13 protein-coding genes are annotated in these 14,297 nt (G+C 46.7%); 9 read left to right on the top strand and 4 right to left on the bottom strand.

Annotation, left to right across the window (positions count from 1 at the left end; translation table 11 throughout):
* Positions 1 to 63: 63 nt before the first annotated feature.
* The 6 genes from T497_RS0105205 (at position 64) to T497_RS0105180 (ending at position 7,102) form a co-directional block, all read left to right on the top strand.
* Entirely contained in the window at positions 64 to 738 is a 675-nt protein-coding gene (locus tag T497_RS0105205) for a response regulator transcription factor (RefSeq protein ID WP_028514711.1), read from the top strand.
* A gap of 5 nt (positions 739 to 743) precedes the next feature.
* On the top strand, positions 744 to 2,480 hold the full coding sequence (locus T497_RS0105200; RefSeq protein ID WP_028514710.1) for a sensor histidine kinase: 1,737 nt from the start codon (positions 744 to 746) through the stop codon (positions 2,478 to 2,480).
* Between the two features lie 69 nt (positions 2,481 to 2,549).
* Positions 2,550 to 2,741 carry a hypothetical protein gene (locus tag T497_RS0105195; RefSeq protein WP_037324470.1) on the top strand — a complete coding sequence of 64 codons (192 nt, stop codon included), beginning with the start codon at positions 2,550 to 2,552 and terminating at the stop codon, positions 2,739 to 2,741.
* A 1-nt stretch (position 2,742) separates the two neighbouring features.
* Positions 2,743 to 3,114, top strand: a complete 372-nt coding sequence (locus T497_RS0105190) for a C-GCAxxG-C-C family protein (protein WP_028514708.1) — start codon at positions 2,743 to 2,745, stop codon at positions 3,112 to 3,114.
* Between the two features lie 572 nt (positions 3,115 to 3,686).
* Complete coding sequence (locus T497_RS0105185; RefSeq protein WP_028514707.1) at positions 3,687 to 4,583, top strand: helix-turn-helix domain-containing protein; 897 nt, start codon at positions 3,687 to 3,689, stop codon at positions 4,581 to 4,583.
* A gap of 62 nt (positions 4,584 to 4,645) precedes the next feature.
* Positions 4,646 to 7,102, top strand: a complete 2,457-nt coding sequence (locus T497_RS0105180) for a glycoside hydrolase family 44 protein (protein WP_037324468.1) — start codon at positions 4,646 to 4,648, stop codon at positions 7,100 to 7,102.
* A 236-nt stretch (positions 7,103 to 7,338) separates the two neighbouring features.
* Here the strand turns inward: T497_RS0105180 and T497_RS0105175 are convergent, their stop codons facing one another.
* A complete protein-coding gene (locus T497_RS0105175; protein WP_037324467.1) occupies positions 7,339 to 8,556 on the bottom strand; it encodes an NAD(P)/FAD-dependent oxidoreductase in 1,218 nt (405 codons plus the stop codon).
* 153 nt (positions 8,557 to 8,709) lie between these two features.
* The gene (locus tag T497_RS0105170; protein ID WP_028514704.1) at positions 8,710 to 9,126 is read right to left on the bottom strand and encodes a Fur family transcriptional regulator; all 417 of its coding nucleotides are present in this window, start codon (positions 9,124 to 9,126) and stop codon (positions 8,710 to 8,712) included.
* A gap of 338 nt (positions 9,127 to 9,464) precedes the next feature.
* On the opposite strand from T497_RS0105170, the gene T497_RS0105165 reads away from it, so the two are divergent.
* The 3 genes from T497_RS0105165 to T497_RS18225 all read left to right on the top strand — a co-directional run bounded on the left by T497_RS0105165 (position 9,465) and on the right by T497_RS18225 (position 11,723).
* Positions 9,465 to 10,358 (top strand): dockerin type I domain-containing protein, encoded by an 894-nt coding sequence (locus T497_RS0105165; protein WP_028514703.1) that lies wholly within the window; start codon positions 9,465 to 9,467, stop codon positions 10,356 to 10,358.
* Between the two features lie 665 nt (positions 10,359 to 11,023).
* Positions 11,024 to 11,359, top strand: a complete 336-nt coding sequence (locus T497_RS0105160; RefSeq protein ID WP_028514702.1) for a hypothetical protein — start codon at positions 11,024 to 11,026, stop codon at positions 11,357 to 11,359.
* A 217-nt stretch (positions 11,360 to 11,576) separates the two neighbouring features.
* Entirely contained in the window at positions 11,577 to 11,723 is a 147-nt protein-coding gene (locus T497_RS18225) for a hypothetical protein (RefSeq protein WP_155266846.1), read from the top strand.
* 239 nt (positions 11,724 to 11,962) lie between these two features.
* Here T497_RS18225 and T497_RS0105150 read toward each other — a convergent pair whose 3' ends face one another.
* Positions 11,963 to 12,961 (bottom strand): GGGtGRT protein, encoded by a 999-nt coding sequence (locus T497_RS0105150; RefSeq protein ID WP_028514701.1) that lies wholly within the window; start codon positions 12,959 to 12,961, stop codon positions 11,963 to 11,965.
* Between the two features lie 14 nt (positions 12,962 to 12,975).
* The gene (locus T497_RS0105145; protein WP_028514700.1) at positions 12,976 to 13,668 is read right to left on the bottom strand and encodes an iron-sulfur cluster assembly scaffold protein; all 693 of its coding nucleotides are present in this window, start codon (positions 13,666 to 13,668) and stop codon (positions 12,976 to 12,978) included.
* Between the last annotated feature and the right edge of the window lie 629 nt (positions 13,669 to 14,297).

Genomic DNA, 14,297 nt, shown 5'->3' with positions numbered 1-14,297 from the left:
AAGGACACACAAAGGATACATCGCGGAGCTATAATATGCTCAGAAAGCAAAGGAGCACGTGCTATGGATAAGATTCTTCTCGTTGAGGACGACCTTGATATCTGCGAGGTCATCAGAAACTACTTTGAAAACAAGGGTACATCGGTGACTGTGGTAAACAGCGGCGGCGAAGCCTTTGATATTATAAGAAGCGGACTTGAGGACTATGCCCTTGTGCTTCTCGATATCATGCTCCCCGAGGCCGACGGCTTTACCCTGTGCAGACAGCTTCGCATGAGAAGTGATATCCCCGTTATATTCATCACAGCAAGAAGCCGCGAGGAGGATATCCTCAGCGGATATGACCTTGGCTGCGACGACTATATCGTAAAACCCTTTCTGCTCTCGGTGCTTTACAGCAAGTGCGAAGCCTTAGTGCGCCGCGCTGTGAGCTCCGACATAAAACAAACCCTCACCTGCGGTAAGATAAGCCTTGACACAAGAACGCTCCGATGCTTTGCAGACGGCGCGGAGATCGAGCTCCCCCCGAAGGAGTTCGCTATCCTGCGGTATCTTCTGGAGCATGAGAGCTGGGTAGTCACAAGAGACACCCTCCTTGACAAAGTGTGGGGCTACGACTACTTCGGCAGTGACCGCGTGGTGGATAACCATATAAAGAAACTGAGAAAAGCCCTCGGCGCCGCAGGTGCGCAGATAAAGACTATTGTGGGACGAGGGTACAAGCTGACAAAGGAGTGAGCAAAATGAAAAATGAGCAATTAAGGCGCAAACCAAAACGCACCACCTTTTTAAAAATATTCGCAAAAGCGATGATACTGCCAATTCTTATCACAGCATTCGTGGGGTTCAATATTTTCCCCCTCGGCAAAAGCTATATCCAATCCCAGACCCAAAATCAGAACGATAGTGATTTTCAAAACTTAGTCAACTGGATAGAAAAGGGCGATACTGCTGAAAAGCAATGGAACAGACCTATCGAGTTTCCAATGTGCGTAAGTGCATCAAGAGTCATCTCCACAGACGGTATATTCTTCAACACAGGCGCAGGACTGTACATCATGGGCACTACCTATGACGATCCAAAAAGCGCCAGCGTAAGATGGGTATTTGACAGCGACGGAAATATCATCATGTCAAACAGAGCAAAAATGTGGGTGGTACTCCACTACGGCAGTGAAATAACCGATAGGATATACTGCAAATTCGATCCAGAGAAATATAATATCCCTGAGCTGAACGACCTGTTTACGGAGTACTTCGACGATACCAAGAATAATAACCTCAGCTATAATTTCCATTTGAAAAGCCTCTATCTCAAAAAAGAGACCAACGAAATGATCCCACATGAGTTTGATATAAACAAGTTCAAATACAGTGTTTTCATGCCCAATACCTTTACCGAAGATGAGCCTAAACCCGTTGAAAGCAGAAATATAGTCATTAACGCCGATGAGGAGGGCTTTGAGCTTGTAGAATTAGTTGACAGAAACTCTCCCGACGATTACCCAAGCACAGGATTCTTCTCAATATGGGGCTCTGATCCTGTAGCTTTCGACGAGATGTATCAGAAATACAAATACATGACCACAGAAGAAAAAATGCAGAAAGGTATGCAGGGAAACGGCGATAACACCGCGGATTTCTACTGCAAGCACGATGTAAGCGAAAACAAATACGGAGCAAGCGGCTGTATCAGCGTTACCCGTATCAACTATCTGAACAGACACGCTGTTAGAAAATACCTGCTCATCACCATTTTAGTTTTCCTTATTTCCACAACTATAGCTCTGGTGCTCAGCATTATCAGAAACGAAAAGAATAAGACTCAGTATGCCTTTGAGGACTACCAGAGAGCTCTCACCAATAACCTCGCCCACGATCTGAAAACTCCTCTTGCGGTCATCGGCGGCTATGCCGAGAACCTCATGGAAATGCGAAAAAACAGCGGCGACGAAAAGGAGCTGAAATATCTCGATTCCATAATGCAGAATGTCTCCTACACCGACAATATCATCACAAAAACGCTGAAGCTCAGCGAGACCGAACAGATAAAGAAACTGAACAAAACGAAAGTCGATATAAAGGCTCTTGCGGAGAAGTCCGCAGAGAAATACCGCACTGCTCTTGAGGAGAGGAATATAGACCTGAAAATCGAGGGCAAATGCGAAGTCAATGCCAACGAGGATACGCTTACGACGGCTGTGGAGAACCTTATTTCCAATGCCGTGAAGTACACCCGTGACGGCGGAAGTATCAAGATTACTGCCGATAAGAAACGCCTTGCCGTAGTCAATGACGTTTCCGAAAATATCAGCACAAAAGACCTGCTCATGCCCTTTGTCAAGGGCGACAAGGCTCGCAGCGACAAGACCAGCAGCGGTCTGGGACTGGCTATAGCCTCGGCTGCCGCAGCACAGAACGGCTTCACGCTGAAAATCGACTGCAAGGACAAGAAATTCTCAGCCTTTATCGAGTTATGACCGTATTTGACAAATCCTCCGCATTAATATATAATGTAATCATCAATTCCCGAAATTGGAGGAACTGCGATGAAATACGAAATAATCGAGATATTCGAGGAGGATTACGGCTGCGAGGGTATCCCCGAGGGCGAGGAGCTCATGTGTACTGTGCTTATCCGCGCTGAAAACGGCTTCGAGAAGCACGTAAGGCTCGCCGACAGCTTTCTCACGGAAAATCAGCTGAAAAAAGGCAGCCCCCTGCTGCTTGAGGAGGTCTAATATGGCAGAAAAAGCAAACAAGGCAGTGGAAAACCACAAGAATTTTTACAGCTGCTCCGCCGCTGTGCTCAGCGCATTCGCTGATGAAGCAGGTCTTGGCGAGCAGGAGGCAAAAACCGTCGCTGCGCCCTTTGCAGGCGGCAGAATGGGCAAATGCGGAGCTGTTCTTGCTGCGGAATATGTGCTCTCCAAGCGCTTTCCCGACAGTGCAGACAGCAAATGTGCCGCATTTGAAAAGGAATTCACTGACATGAACCGTTCGCTGATGTGCCGCGAGCTCAAAGGAGCTCTCACAGGCGCTCCCCTGCGCTCTTGCAGAGGCTGCGTTACCGACGCCGCTGAGATACTCGAAAGAATGTGCTCGGAGGACTGATTCCCCGCAAACGGACAGCATGACCGTGATATTTGTATACAGGTCTGTGTTTTTATCGGGAAAAACCTTTCTGAAGAAAGGTTCTCCTCTGACGGAGGCGCGCCCCTCTGTCCTTCGGACATCTCCCCGCACTGCGGGGAGTCACCCGAACCCTTTTCCAAAGACTTTTATCTGTTTTTTTCCGCGACAGAGCCCTCTGTAATTTTTACAGAGGGGCTTTTTTCATTAGGGCTCTGTCACGAAAAAAATGAAAACAAGAGCTTTAGAGAGAGTATGAGAATGAACTTTTTTCAAACAAGTCATCTCAATAATAACACAAGCCTTTATGTACAGTATTACGTTCATTGCTCCCCGTTTTCGGGGTTTTTTATTCAACAAAAACTATAATCCCATGCAAAAATGAACTGATATTTGAATTTGGAAAGATATATAACTGTTTTGCACTCCGTTTTGAATGATTCTTCTTACAAATTCAACTATTGGTTGTTATTTGTCTATTTTTATTCGCTTGCACTCAACCGCAAGTGGTGATACAATAGATTGTAGAAAGCACAGAGAGTGGGAGGTGTGCCATGGACAAGAAAAGCATTTTCAGGATAAATCTCGTAAAACGCCGCAAAGAACTGGGACTTACTCAGGAGCAGCTTGCTTCGCGTATGAATGTTTCCCCTCAAGCTGTCTCAAAATGGGAAAATTCCAGCTACCCTGACGGCGAGCTCCTTCCACAGCTTGCCAAGGAGCTCAATACCTCTCTTGATTCACTGTTCGGCGTAAAGATAACAGACAGCCGACGGGACATCGAACAGCTCGTTGATGACGAGCTTCGTGCAACTCCACCTGATAAGCGCTCCGAGAAGTTCATGCGCATCATGTACTCTGCCCTTTGTGCCTGCAATCCCAATACCGATACAGTAGGACGGCTTCGGGAAAGCTACGAGCATGAGACCTACGCAGGTCTCAAAACCGATCGCGAGTTAGCACTGTCGCGTATCAGCGAGGACCTGCGTTACTTCTGCTTTTTAGAGATACCCGAAAACGGCGTTAATTCCTACTTCGGCGATACTACCAACATGATACGCCTTTTCAATACCCTTGCCGACGATGACGCTATCAGCATAATCAGCTACTTAGGCGCAAGCGTCAGGAACAAGATGTTCTCGGTGGCTATGATATCAGAAAAGCTCGGTATCCCCACTGAAAAGGTACAGCACATCATAGACAGGCTCGACCGCTTCGGACTGGTTTGGCGAGTATCCGCCGACATCAACGACCTGCCCGTAATACTCTACGGTTATACCCACCAGATACCCCTTACGCTGATACTGGTGCTCGCAAAGACCATTACCAACTACCTGAAATACATGGATCCCAATGTGGAGGAATGGTCTCAGGGAGCTTTCAGACGCGAGAACGGCGAACAGGACGAGGTAGTCCCTCAGGTGCCGTGGTGGGGCGAGGGCGAATTATAACAGGCTAATTATCCGCTGTCCTGCACTGCGGCGGAGATTATAAAAAAAACGGAGGAAAACATATGAAAAAAACAGCAGCGTTTCTTGCAGCCTGCGTTGTAACAGGCTGCGCACTCACAGCGCCCATGAACGGTATCCCTCAGGCAGCCGTTAATGCGGCTGACGGCTATGACATGAAGATAACCGTTGACCTCAAGGGCGAAAAAAAGGAAATATCCCCTCTCATATACGGCGTTAACCAGTATACAACTCCTCTCAAGGACGTCAAGACTAATTCCGTTCGTCAGGGCGGTAACCGTATGACAGCCTACAACTGGGAGACAAACGCTTCCAACGCAGGTTCGGACTGGAAGCACAGCTCGGATACCAACCTCTCGGAATCCGACGATCCCGCAGACTGCGTTCAGCAGCTCTCAAAGGACGCAGCCAAGAACAATGTTGGCTACAAGCTGACCACCCTCCAGCTTGCAGGCTATGTTTCTGCTGATAAGAAGGGTACTGTAACAGAAGAAGAAAAGGCTCCCTCAGACCGCTGGAACAAGGTAGTTCTTACAAAGGGCTCCGATTTCGCAGAGACTCCCGACCTGACAGACGGCGTAGTTTACATGGACGAGTACGTAAACTACATCATCAAGAAGCTGGGCGACTCAAAGTCAAAGACAGGTATACAGGGCTACAGCCTCGATAACGAGCCTGTTCTCTGGAACGACACACACAGCAGAATGCACCCCGAGCCTGTTACTATCGAGGAGCTCAAGACAAAGTCCATTGAAATGGCTAAGAACGTCAAGAAACTCGATCCAAACGCTGAAGTATTCGGTCCTGCACTGTACGGATACACAGCTTTCGACCACCTCGATGACGACGACCAGCACGACGAATGGGAAAAGGTAAAGGCTGAAAACAACTACCACTGGTATCTTGACAGCTACCTCGACGATATGCACAAGGCTTCGGAGGAGTGCGGCACAAGACTCCTCGATGTTCTCGATATCCACTACTACTCAGAGTCCGCAAGAAAGGGCGCTGAGGACAGAGTTCAGTCAGTTCGTACACTTTACGAAAAGGGCTTCGTTGAAAACAGCTGGATAGGTCAGTGGTGCATGGAGAACGTACCGATACTTCCTACGATCCAGGCGTCTATCGACAAGTACTACCCAGGCACAAAGCTGGGTATCTCCGAGTATAACTTCGGCGGCGGCGACGATACATCAGGTACTATCGCACAGGTAGAAGCTCTCGGCTGCTATGCGGATCAGGGCGTTTACTTCGCTACTCTCTGGGGCGGCGAGCCGTTCATCGTTTCGGGTATCAACCTCTATACAAACTACGACGGAAAGGGCGGCTGCTTCGGCGATACCCTTATCCCTGCAAAGTCCGAGGACGTTTCCAAGTCCAGCACTTACGCTGCTGTAAACGCTAAGGACGACTCTACAGTAACTGTTATGGTCACAAACAAGAACATGACAGAAAAGGAAAACGCAACTATCGACCTCAAGAACGCCGAAAAAGACTACAAGTCCGCAGCTGTTTACGCTATCTACGGCGACGACGAGAAAATAAAACTCATCGACGTTATCAAGGACGTCAAGGACAACAGCGTAAGCGTTGACCTCCCTGCTTTCTCGGCAGCTATGGTAGTCGTTTCCGACAAGGCTGACGCTTTCAGCGACCTCAAGACCTATGAGGAAACAAAGACCGACCTCGTTACAAAGGAATACACAGATATCGAGAAGCTGACCAACGACAAGGGCTTCGTAGTAGTTCCTGTCGAGGACGCAAAGCACCTCTCAAAAATAGTCATCAACGGCGCTGTTACTTCAAGCGCAGGTTCAAGCTGGGCTACAGCAGGCTGTGCAGTATGCATGAACGCTGTTTCCAAGGACGGCGAGAACTTCTGGACTTACAAGGATTACTCAATGCCTCTTGGCAACAAGGTATCCGCTACAGTCAAGTTCGACGGTATGCTCACAAAGACCACAGGCGAGGGCGCTGACAAGGTATCGGAAGACCTTGAAGCTACTATCGCAGACGGCAAGTTCGAGCTCCAGAAATGGTGGGACGCTTCCGAAAAGAGCGAGGCTTCCGCAGAGGACAAGATAGAGGTCAAGTATTCAAGCATTCAGGTAGTTTATGAGTACGCACAGGGCGAAACTCCTACTGTAAAGCCTGATACTTCAACTACAACCACTACTTCTGCAACAACTACAGCCAGTAGCAGCACGACCACAACTACTTCTGCGACAACTACTACAGTCGGCAGCGGAGACGTTTTATACGGCGACGCAAACGCTGACGGTGCAGTAGACCTTTCAGACGCAGTAATGATAATGCAGGAGCTGGCTAATCCGAATAAATTCGGTCTGAACGGTACAGACGAGCACCATATCACCGAAAAGGGACTCAAGAATGCAGACTGCTGCAACGTTGGCGACGGCGTTACAAACAACGACGCACTGGCAATACAGAAGTATCTGCTGAAGCTTATAGACAAGCTTCCTGCCGAGATAAAGGAATAAGCTCCCATTTGCTCCTTTATCATAAAACATGAAATCCTCTCTTTCTAAAGTTTTAGGGCTTCCAAAAATGGAAGCCCTTTCGCCTGCCCTCTCCTTGTATTTCCCTGTATCATCAAAAAAATGATTTTTTCAGCTCGGGGAGTACATTCAATGCAGGTGCAGCCGTGATTGCATAGCAAACATAAAGGGCGTGATAAATATCACGCCCTTAAAAATTATAAAGCAAAGCCTGCTTTTTACATATTCAATGCCGCCGTATACGCCGTGGAAAAGGCTATTTGCAGGTTGAATCCGCCTGTATAGGCGTCAACGTCGATGACCTCGCCTGCGAAATACAGTCCGCTGACCAGCTTCGATTCCATAGTTTTGGGATTTATCTCCTTTGTGGAGATACCGCCGCTGGTTATGATAGCCTCGTCAATAGGACGGAATCCCGATATCCTTACGGGGAAAGCCTTTATCAGCTCCCCGAATTTTCGGCGCTGCTCCTTGGTTATGCCGTTTATTTTCTGCTCGGGAGCTATCCCCGACAGCTTCACTGCTACAGGTATCAGCTTTGCAGGCAGCAGCTTACGTATGCCGTTCTGGAAATCGCGGTTGAGGTTTTCCGCGAAATCTCGCTGTATACGTGCGTCAAGCTGCTCGGGTGAGAGGGCAGGCTTCAAATCTATGAGAAGCTTGTATCTGTTGGGCTGCATATCGCGGATATGGGAGCTTGCGCTTAGCACCAGCGGTCCGGAAACTCCGAAGTGAGTGAAAAGCATCTCGCCCAGCTCGCTGTATATGCATTTTTCTCCGTCCATGAGCTTCAATGTAACGTTTCTGAGGGAAAGCCCCATCATTTCTGCACAGAATTTGTCGGGAGATGTGAGAGGTACAAGGCTCGGCTTCAGCTCTGTTACAGTATGTCCCAGTGCTTCTGCGAGGGTATAGCCGTCGCCTGTTGAGCCTGTGGCAGGATAGGATTTTCCGCCGCAGGCAATAAGTACAGAGGGTGCAGAAAACTCCTCGCCGCCTGCCTTGACTCCGCAGACAGCGCCGTTTTCCGTAAGGATTTTGGTAACGCGTTTGTTTATCACCTGAACGCCCAGCTTTTTCATCTCTTTCGCCATAGCGTCGGCAATATCGTTGGCGCAGTCGCTTACAGGGAAAACCCTGCTGCCGCGCTCTGTCTTCAAGGGCACTCCCAGCTCTTCAAAGAAGCTCATAGTGCTCTCGGCGTCGAAAACTGAGAAGGAGCTGTACATAAAACGAGGATTTACAGGAATATTTTTCATGTGTTCCTCAACAGTGCTGTTGTTGGTCACGTTGCAGCGTCCCTTACCTGTTATGCGCAGCTTCCTGCCCAGCTTTTCATTTTTCTCAAAAAGCGCTACCCTTTTGCCGAAGCGAGCCGCCTGTACCGCTGCAAAACAGCCGGCTGCTCCGCCGCCTATAATAATGATATCGGTCATCTTGATTTCCCTTTGACGCACCGCAGTTCGCGTCTGAATAAATATCCTTTCTTTCGGGCATTATATTCTCGGAGGTGATATCATGCCCCATAAAACAGACGAGGACGTAAAAATATACATTCCCAAGGACTCCTCCGCCTCACAGAGCGAGCCTCAGCCTTCGTCCTTACAATCCGAGCAGCGTCCGTAAAAGACGGTCTGCAAATAATCAATGGAAAAGCCGTGTTCCTTTTCGATATGCTGTGTAAGCTCTGCAAGGTGCTCACAGTCGAGATGAATGAGCTTGCCGCAGCTGAGACACTTGAGGTGGAAATGGCTGCGGCACTTTTCCTCGTCCTCGATATACTGATAGCAGGCGCTGGTCTTGCCATCAAAGGCGTACTTGCGCACGAGCCCCTGCTCAACGAGACGGTCAAGCTGTCTGTATATAGTGGCAACTCCCACAGGAGTTCCCTCAGCTGATAAAAAGGCGCTTATCTCCTGCACATTGGTGTGCTTTTCCTTATTTTTCATCAGATATGTCAGCAGATTTTCTTTCTGTCTGGTATTATAGCCCTGATCCTTCTTCATCACTGCCTCCGTCCAGCATATAATGTTTCATTATCTCCGATTATATCACGATTTTGCTGACTTGTCAACGCCGAAAAATGGCTTTTTTCATAAAAATATTCGCAATATATGGCAAGTGCTTCTGTCAGCGGAATATTGACATTATGCTGAATGAGTAGTATAATATAAATATTAAATAGCGACATATACAAAAATTTATATAACTTTTGCCAAAAACCAACTGCAATATGAGTGTAAGCAATTATGGTGAATCATGGTCTGCAACAGGACATGACGGCAAAGAGTTCTTTATCACAGTAAAAGAGAGAAAAAATTAATAAAGAAGAGGTGTATCAATTATGTTAAACAGGAAGATCAAGGCTTTTCTAAGTGCGGCTGTTGCTGATGTAATGCTTATGACGTCGGGATTTACGGCGTTTGCAGGCAGTCTCGGCGACATAAACAGCGATTCTGCCATAAACGCAGTGGACGCTTCGGAGATACTCTCGGAATATGCCAGAGTATCCACAAATCAGGCGCCTAAATTCACTGAAGCGCAGAAAAAAGCCGCAGATGTGGATAATAACGGCGCGATCAATGCAGTTGACGCTTCGCAGGTATTATCCTACTACGCTTACAAGTCCACCAGCGGCACTATGGAGTTTGAGGATTATCTGAAGAATCCTCCGCCCCCGCCGAAAAAGGAACCTACTATCGTGGGCAGCTGGCTCCCTGTTGACGATGAAAACAACACCGAGGGAATAGCGTTCACAGATGACGGGTATATCTCCATGTTCTTTTATTCGTCAGAAAACTTCTCTTTCCGTACTGACGGCATAAAGTATCAGGATACTGTATATCCCTATAGTTCGCTTGTGTCTGAGGGCGACTATATCACTCTGAATTCTGAGGATAAAGTTATATTCGAGATGAAGCGCATTACAAAGGGAGAAGGCTACAACGGTACATATAAGGTAACAGGCGGTGAGCTGCATAAGAGTATGCTGTGGTTAGCTTTGCTTTCTAATAAAAAGGATATAGGCGATACGACCATGACTGTCAATATCGACGGAGAGAACAGCGAGATATGGATAAATAAGTTCCTGCAATATAAGGTAAACGGCAATACTTTTGAAGTGGTAGTTCCCGAGGACGCAGAAGGAGATAATAAACCTATCGAGTTCACAGTCGATGAGGATACCCTTACGATAAAAAACGAAAAGGGTTCAACTACTATGAAAAGAGTTAAGTAAAACACAAAAAGCAGTCCATAACCGAAATACTTATATAGAAACTTATAGTTATTTATGGGGGAAACCTTTCTGAGGAAAGGTTCTCCCCCATACCCCTTTCCAAAGACTTTTATCTGGTTTTTTCTCAGATAGGGCGCACCATAAATAAAAAAACCTGTAAAATGCAGGAGCGCCCTATCTGAGAAAAAACAAAACGAAAGTTTTAGGGAGAGAGTTTGAGAGTGACTCCCCGCAGTGCGGGGAGATGTCACGCAGTGACAGAGGGGACGTCCTCCGTCAGAGGTCCCCTTTTTCAAAAGGGGTTCTCTCAATAATAAACATAAAACTTCTGTATAAATACTATGGCTATGGACTGCTTTTTTCATAAGATGACCGTACATTTCAGAAATGAAAAATCGGGCTGAACAGCTCTGAAATATCCGAATAGTATAATCGAAATAAGAATCAACCCTCTGCAAACCGCCTGTGTACGGACTTTTGTCCACAAATCTTTGTTGAACACGTCGTAATACATGGAGTAATTATACAAATGGTTAAGCGGAATTTGTAGCACAATACCGAATATGATTAACAAAATGTGACATTTCAAAAAAAGGTATTTACAAATCGCCTTTTTGAGAGTATTATAAGTACATAATTTATTTTTCATTTAGGGGGTCTTATTTATGAGATTATTTGCAATGATGGGCGAGGTTTACGACGACGTAGTAACAGGAAGAAACACCTATATGTACGACGACGATTATGATTGTCTATACCTCCCTGTAAGCAAGGAGTTTGTGAACCATGTACTGGAGAGAGAATGCAACGACTGTGGCGTTCTCATCTTTACAATGGATCATGACTTCAACTATTCGCTGGACAGCATTCTTATCGACAACGACGAGCAGCCGCGCGATCTGAGAGAGGAAATAGCTGAGTACGTTGATACTTATGAGATCAATCAGCAGTACTTTGAGCTTTCAAGTGCCCTCTCCCACGTGTTTTGCAGAATTAATTGAATCAGAAGATGATTGAAACAGAAGGACCGCTTGAATAAGCGGTTCTTTTTGTTGTAAATATATCTAAAACGGGTGCGCACTTTTTGTACGTTTATACCTTTATTATTAAGCAATTGTAACTTTTGGAATTATGTATTGCATATATAATATATGTGGTATAGAATTAACATATAATCTATATTATTATTTATTATATCTAAATAAAGAGTGTGGGTTTATGAAATTCAAGAAGATAATAGCAGGTATAATGTCAGGCATATGCTTAATATCGGGTTCGGTTTTTCCTGTTACAGTAAATGCAGCAGATTATAAACTTGGCGATTTAAATAATGATAGTATCCTACGCTTTGTGGACTTCGCGTAAAGGTATTCTTTAGCATCGTCCAAATTCAACGTAAAATAGCCAATCTGAGTATATTTCCGAATTACTTCTTTTCGCTTATTGCAGCCTGTGCAGCAGCAAGTGGAGCCGTCACCCACAATAAACTTAGGGTGACAAATGGGTGACAAATCACGTTGACGTTTCAAATAATAGTAAAATCCTGACAAACCATAAGACTTGTCAGGATTTCGCTTTTTTATCGTATTATAGCCGTTAAGCTATTACTTCATAGCCTCTTCAACAGCAACTGCACAAGCAACTGTTGCACCAACCATCGGGTTGTTGCCCATGCCGATGAGTCCCATCATCTCAACGTGAGCAGGAACAGAAGATGAACCTGCGAACTGAGCGTCAGAGTGCATACGGCCGAGAGTATCTGTCATACCGTATGAAGCAGGACCTGCTGCCATGTTGTCTGGGTGGAGTGTACGTCCTGTACCGCCGCCTGAAGCAACTGAGAAGTACTTCTTGCCAGCGTCAACTCGCTCCTTCTTGTAAGTACCTGCAACAGGGTGCTGGAAACGTGTTGGGTTAGTTGAGTTACCTGTGATAGAAACGTCAACGTTCTCCTTCCACATGATAGCAACGCCTTCTCTTACGTCGTTAGCGCCGTAGCAGTTAACCTTAGCGCGGAGACCGTCTGAGTAAGCCTTGCGGAATACTTCCTTTACTTCGCCTGTAGCGTAGTCCATCTCTGTCTCGATGTATGTGAAGCCGTTGATACGAGCGATGATCTGAGCAGCGTCCTTGCCGAGACCGTTGAGGATAACGCGGAGGGGCTTCTGACGAACCTTGTTAGCCTTCTCAGCGATACCGATAGCACCCTCAGCAGCAGCGAATGACTCGTGGCCTGCGAGGAATGCGAAGCACTCTGTATCCTCTTCAAGAAGCATCTTGCCGAGGTTACCGTGACCGAGACCAACCTTACGCTGGTCAGCAACTGAACCAGGGATACAGAAAGCCTGGAGACCTTCACCGATAGCTGCAGCAGCGTCAGCAGCTCTCTTGCAGCCCTTCTTTATAGCGATAGCGCAGCCTACAGTGTAAGCCCACTTAGCGTTTTCAAAACAGATAGGCTGGATACCCTCAACGAGCTTGTAGATGTCGAGTCCCTTTGCCTTGCAAACCTCAGCACACTCCTCGATAGAGCTGATGCCGTATTCTTTAAGAACAGCGAGGATCTGCTTCTCGCGTCTCTCATATGATTCAAATAAAGCCATTTTACAAGTCCTCCTTAGTCTTTTCTTGGATCAACGATCTTAACAGCGTCAGCAACTCTGCCGTACTGTCCCTGAGCCTTCTCAAAAGCAGTATTTGCGTCGTCGCCTGCCTTGATGAAGTCCATCATCTTACCAAAGTTGACAAACTTATAGCCGATGATCTCGTCGTCCTCGTTAAGAGCGAGACCTGTGATATAGCCGTCTGTGAGTTCGAGGTAACGTGGTCCCTTCTTGAGAGTACCGTATGTAGTACCGATCTGTGAACGGAGTCCCTTACCGAGGTCCTCAAGACCAGCACCGATAACGAGACCGCCCTCTGAGAAAGCAGACTGTGAACGTCCGTAAACGATCTGGAGGAAGAGCTCTCTCATAGCTGTGTTTATAGCGTCACAAACGAGGTCTGTATTAAGAGCTTCAAGAATTGTTCTGCCAGGGAGAATTTCAGCAGCCATAGCAGCAGAATGAGTCATACCTGAGCAGCCGATAGTCTCAACGAGAGCCTCCTGGATAACTCCTTCCTTAACGTTGAGTGTGAGCTTGCAGGTACCCTGCTGAGGAGCACACCAACCGATACCGTGTGTAAATCCGGAAATATCCTTGATCTCCTTAGCCTTTACCCACTTTGCCTCCTCAGGAATGGGAGCAGCGCCGTGAGCAACGCCCTGTGCGATTGGGCACATTGTTTCAACTTCGTGCGAATAAATCATTATAAATACTCCTTTCGGTTTTTAGGAAGCCCATTATTGCGCGAAAACGCAGCAATATCTGTCCTTACGGGCGCTCTGCACAGATATTGTGCGAAAATATCATAGCGAGTGCAGAACATACCTGTATATATAATACGACTTTTTCGGTATAAAATCAAGTCTTTTTTATAAAAAACTTTGTCCCTTTTGAGCTTTTAATGCAAAATACACTAATTTCCTCGGTTTTTCGTGTTAAAAAAATAACATTCCGTTTACACTTGATTTTTGAACTGATTTACGTTATAATATAAATCATAATTTGCAGCGTGACGCTGCACCCTTGCCACGTTGCCGCTCGTAAACTCGCTCACTATTCATGGCAACGATAATCGTACATCGCTCAAAGCGCTTTTTGAATGGGATTCCAAAGCAGGGACGTATTTTGTCCGCCCGTTGAAAAAATGTAGGGGACGGCGTCCTCGACGTCCCATTTAGGGACGCCTTCACTTGCAAGGCGTCCCTCTTTCAAAAACAGTCCACTGGACTGTTTTTGAAATTCACCCTTGCGAAGCGCCTTCGTAACTGTGGGGCTTTGCCCCACACCCTACAAGGGCTGTCAGCCCTTGACCTGACCAAAGGAACACAGTCCC

It is taken from the genome of Ruminococcus flavefaciens MA2007 (assembly GCF_000621845.1).
GTDB classification, from domain to species: Bacteria; Bacillota; Clostridia; order Oscillospirales; family Ruminococcaceae; genus Ruminococcus; species Ruminococcus flavefaciens_E.
Note: the sequence above shows the minus strand (reverse complement) of the source record. Positions and strands in the feature narration are given on the sequence as shown.

Bases quoted from the DNA above. Each gene is read 5' to 3' on its own strand.
- T497_RS0105205 (WP_028514711.1), top strand. From the start codon at position 64: ATGGATAAGATTCTTCTCGTTGAGGACGACCTTGATATCTGCGAGGTC.
- T497_RS0105200 (WP_028514710.1), top strand. From the start codon at position 744: ATGAAAAATGAGCAATTAAGGCGCAAACCAAAACGCACCACCTTTTTA.
- T497_RS0105195 (WP_037324470.1), top strand. From the start codon at position 2,550: ATGAAATACGAAATAATCGAGATATTCGAGGAGGATTACGGCTGCGAG.
- T497_RS0105190 (WP_028514708.1), top strand. From the start codon at position 2,743: ATGGCAGAAAAAGCAAACAAGGCAGTGGAAAACCACAAGAATTTTTAC.
- T497_RS0105185 (WP_028514707.1), top strand. From the start codon at position 3,687: ATGGACAAGAAAAGCATTTTCAGGATAAATCTCGTAAAACGCCGCAAA.
- T497_RS0105180 (WP_037324468.1), top strand. From the start codon at position 4,646: ATGAAAAAAACAGCAGCGTTTCTTGCAGCCTGCGTTGTAACAGGCTGC.
- T497_RS0105175 (WP_037324467.1), bottom strand. From the start codon at position 8,556: ATGACCGATATCATTATTATAGGCGGCGGAGCAGCCGGCTGTTTTGCA.
- T497_RS0105170 (WP_028514704.1), bottom strand. From the start codon at position 9,126: ATGAAGAAGGATCAGGGCTATAATACCAGACAGAAAGAAAATCTGCTG.
- T497_RS0105165 (WP_028514703.1), top strand. From the start codon at position 9,465: ATGTTAAACAGGAAGATCAAGGCTTTTCTAAGTGCGGCTGTTGCTGAT.
- T497_RS0105160 (WP_028514702.1), top strand. From the start codon at position 11,024: ATGAGATTATTTGCAATGATGGGCGAGGTTTACGACGACGTAGTAACA.
- T497_RS18225 (WP_155266846.1), top strand. From the start codon at position 11,577: ATGAAATTCAAGAAGATAATAGCAGGTATAATGTCAGGCATATGCTTA.
- T497_RS0105150 (WP_028514701.1), bottom strand. From the start codon at position 12,961: ATGGCTTTATTTGAATCATATGAGAGACGCGAGAAGCAGATCCTCGCT.
- T497_RS0105145 (WP_028514700.1), bottom strand. From the start codon at position 13,668: ATGATTTATTCGCACGAAGTTGAAACAATGTGCCCAATCGCACAGGGC.